This is a genomic window from Aliikangiella coralliicola (genome assembly GCF_007004725.1).
In the GTDB taxonomy this organism is placed as follows: domain Bacteria; phylum Pseudomonadota; class Gammaproteobacteria; order Enterobacterales; family Kangiellaceae; genus Aliikangiella; species Aliikangiella coralliicola.
In genome coordinates, this window is the sequence record NZ_ML660177.1 from 1 (window position 1) to 4197 (window position 4197).

1 protein-coding gene is annotated in these 4197 nt (G+C 48.9%); it reads right to left on the minus strand.

What is annotated here, in order from left to right; genetic code table 11:
- Nucleotides 1–4197: tandem-95 repeat protein (locus FLL46_RS26845; protein ID WP_142935523.1), on the minus strand; the 4197-nt coding region annotated here is incomplete at both ends.

Genomic DNA, 4197 nt, shown 5'->3' on the forward strand with positions numbered 1-4197 from the left:
AGGTGGTTGTCACTTCACGGAAATTATTCACATCGCCTTTCGGATAGGTTTTCACCGAGGTGGGTAAACCATAAGGGTTGTAATCGGTATCCACCACCATTGACTGGCCATCGCCCTGAAGTACATCCGTGGTAATCACATCCGGCTGGCGATTCTCTGTCCAGGTGTAAGTGGTCTGAATTTGCTTCACCGGGTCAAGCAGGCTGTCGTAGGCTTTGCTGGTATTGAACACAGTTTTAGTGGTGACCTTACTGCCAATCAACTTGCCAATCCACCAGTTATCCGCGTCATTGGTAAAGGTGCTGACGGTTTGGGTTTCCACTTTACTAAACCCGTTTTCCAGCCAGTGGGTACTTTTCTCCACATTGCCATAATTATCCACATCACCGGCATTAATGATGGTGGTCGACTTGGAGTACTGTTTAGTGCGGCTATCGAGGGCATAGGTTTTGGTCACTGTGCTGTAAGGCACCACCCAGTACACATCCTCGCTATTACTGTCTGACGACTCGGCGGTCTTCTTTTCGAAATAGATATTTTTGGTGTAGCTCAGCGGCGTCGTCGGACTACAGGTTTCAATGCCATCACTGGCAAGACAAGTTCGCACTTCTTCAATCTTGCCGGCTTTTGGGAAAATCTGATGGAAGTCAGTGACCGCCCGGGTTTTATCAGACACTTCATCGGACGTATTCAGCTGTGCCGGAGAGTCGACGATAATGGTGCGGAAGCCCTGGAAGCCACGACCCATGCGATTATAAACCGCCTCTTTATAGCGATAGGTGGTTTCATTTTCACTACCCACACCATTGGACTGATAGAAACTACTGACCACCGGCATGCTTGATGTAAAATAGAAATGCTCCCGTTTGCTGTCTTTGGTGGTGTACCAATCTTCCCGGTTTTCTGGCACGGTATAAAGACGAGTGCCGTTAACATTCTCAGCGCGGGAAATCGGTGCATAATCCCAACGAGATTTTTTATCTAAACCGTCTTTGACTTCATAAAGCGTATCCGGTTGACGAGTTGAGTGGACGCCACTATTGGCTTGGACGAAAAAGCCCGTCGCCGGCTTGTTGGTGCCGGTAAACACCAAACTGCGGCCACCATTGGGAATAACTTGTCCACCAAAGGTAAAGCCACCATTGTAATTATGCCCACTTAAAGTACGGAAGAATAAATCCAGATGACCGTCATTGTTGTAATCGGTCAGTTGCAATGGGGTTGATAGTGCACCATCCAGGTAACCCAAACCGGCAATCGGTGCATAGGCCACATTGCTGGTGGTTCTCGAATGTTTGACCTGACTGCTTGAGTCGACCTTAAAGTCCAGTACCGACCAGTGAAAACGACGTGCATCAAAAATGCCTAATGACTCCGATAACATCTCGCCCGGATTTTCGATGTTCTCATGCTCCGGCAGGCGAATGGCATCATTACAACTTTCCACCGCCAACATGCGGCTATCCGGGTCCCAGTTAAAACCCGTTGCGTGGAAACAGGCGGTATCGCTGGTGCCTGTAGCCACTAATACTTCATCGGCACCATCACCATCCACATCAGCTACCCGCATACCGCCGAAACGTGCCTGAACTTTATAAGGCCCTACATCGTTTTTCACTAGTGGCCACTGGTGAAGACCAAGACTGGTGCCAAGGGATTGCTCAGCGGCAAAGGTTCGATTGCCCTGATTGAGGCGAACCTTCCAGTCAAAACTGTTACCGGTTTTCACCGCACGAACAAAATCTTTTAACCCATCACCGTTTAAATCGGCCCAGTTATACTGGTTCAGATGATGGTTAGTGGGTAACCCAAGTTGCGTTGCATCTCGCTCGCTCACCTGGATAACGCCACTGGCATTTCGGCTGGCAAAAGCAATCGAGGCTTCCAACACACCAGCGCTTTGTGGCAGGTCAAATCCTTTTTGATGACTGAGTACGATATCCAGTAAACCATCGCCGTCCATGTCCATCAGGCTGGCGGTCTGATCGGCAGACCACTGGCCACCACGAGTTAAATTGTACATTGTATAAGGGCCGTTAAAATCAATCGCACCAGTGGCCTTGTTGCGATAATACGCGACCTGTATCTGACCGTTAATACCTAAGGAAGTAAACACAATATCCTGGTAACCATCGGCATCCATATCAATCAGCTGGGCACCGGCGCCCGCATGCAACAGATCATAATCATCGGTCAGATAGAAACTGGTCGGGTGTTTGGTTAAGGTAAAGTCCTGCTCAAACTGCAGATAAACCAGTCGGCGATTACTTTCTGCGGCGATAAAATCTCGAATACCGTCGCCGTTAATATCGCCTTCAATACCACCATAGATTTGTGGTGCCATCACATCATCAGTTACTTCGGCCACTTTCTGATATTGACCATTAGCGTCCAGCTGGTAGACGCGAATATCATGACCATAGACGCCCGGCGATTGCTGTTCACGGTCGAGGTAAAGAATTTCTGCGACGCCATCCCCGTTTAAATCTTTCATGCGGATTTGGTCGTAATTATCAATCTGACCGAAACCGGGAATTTGTGAATCATTAGCATTGTTGCTCGATACGCTATTCCAGCCAAGCGCAGGTGCGTAACTGGTTAAGTCGGTTTTCGGTAAACAGGTTTCAATACTGTCTTTAAACGCACATTCCTCAATGCTTTTTAAAATCGCCCGCTCACTTAAACTACTGGTTTGATAAGCCAGGTTGTATTGCCTCACAACCGTGTCGTTGTAAGAGGTTTTAATCGACTCAAGCAAACGGGTTTGCTCAGTTTTTCCACCTGCCAGGTAACGCACCGATTTATCACTGCGCTCAGTGTCCGGGTAAATGAACTCGACCTTTCGGTCAGCGGCTTCATTGAGTTTTTCGGTATAGTCAATGGCAGTGAGCAAGTGCTCACCGGCACCATAAGTCGTGTACTGATAGACGATAGCATTTTGGTGCTGGTCTTCTTCGCGTTTGATTGCCCAGCTTAAGATTTCACTGCGACCGCTGGCACTATGACGGGCATCGGCTTCCCAGCCGTAATAAAGTTTACGACCGCCTTTGGTATCCACGCGGAATTGACTGGTGCCGTTATTAATGCCATTAAACTGAGTCACTTTCACAAAGCTGTCCAGCTCGGTGCGATAGATGGCACCGCTTTCACCATAATTGCCTTCCACCACAATCAGCCTTTGGCCATCCAGGCACAACTTGTCGGTTCCGGCATTGTAGGTGACACCCAGTCCATAGGTGTCTATCGCAGCAATTTGACCACAACGGTGGATACTCGAACCGGCACTAAGGGACCAGCCCATCCCCACCTTTCCGTTACCGCTTTTGGAGGAATAACTCAATGAAACATTGGGTTGCATCCCATTACGACCCGGCGGGATGGCAATCGGCACCGAATAAGTCGCCGCACCGCCAGACACACCCGCCTGACCTTCAACCGCGCCAACCGCCTGATTAGCGGGCACACTTGGCGTCACCAAAGCCGCATCACTAACGATTCCGCTAAATTTCTCTGCAAACTCCTGGTTAACCTGGTTGACTTGTACTGAGACTGTCACTCGGTCAACTGCAATCCCATCACTCACCTGAACCACAAATGAGTCGGTCCCATGAAATCCTGAGGCGGGGGTATAAGTCAGGCTTTTTTGCAAACCAGCACCATAACCCGACACACTGCCATGACTGGGTGATGTGTATTCACTCCAGGTCAAAGTAGAATTATCTACATCGCTCGCGTTCAAGGTGAAGCTTTGTGCGTTATCCTGGTCTGTTGCGATTGTTTGAGCAGCCCCTTCCGCAATGACTGGTGCGTCATTGATTGCATTGACTGTGACCGAAGCATTTAGCGCGTCACTAGAGGCACTACCATCATTAACGGTAACGGGTATCGTTATGGTGCCATTGAAATTCGCTTCAGGCGTAATGGTATTACCGACTTTGGAATAGTTGGCCCCGTCATGAACAGTAACGGTAAAGCTATTGCTATCCACATCGCTGATATCAAGATGGGATAACTGAATCGTCAGACTGGAATCTTCATTGACTGCTGGAATTGTGTGACTGTTAATCACCGGCTTATCGTTTACCGCATTGACTGTGACGGTGGCATTGAAAATGTCACTGTTGGCAAAGCCGTCACCGACAACTACCGGCACAATCAAGCTGCCGTTAAAATTAGCATCTGGGATGATGGTGTTGC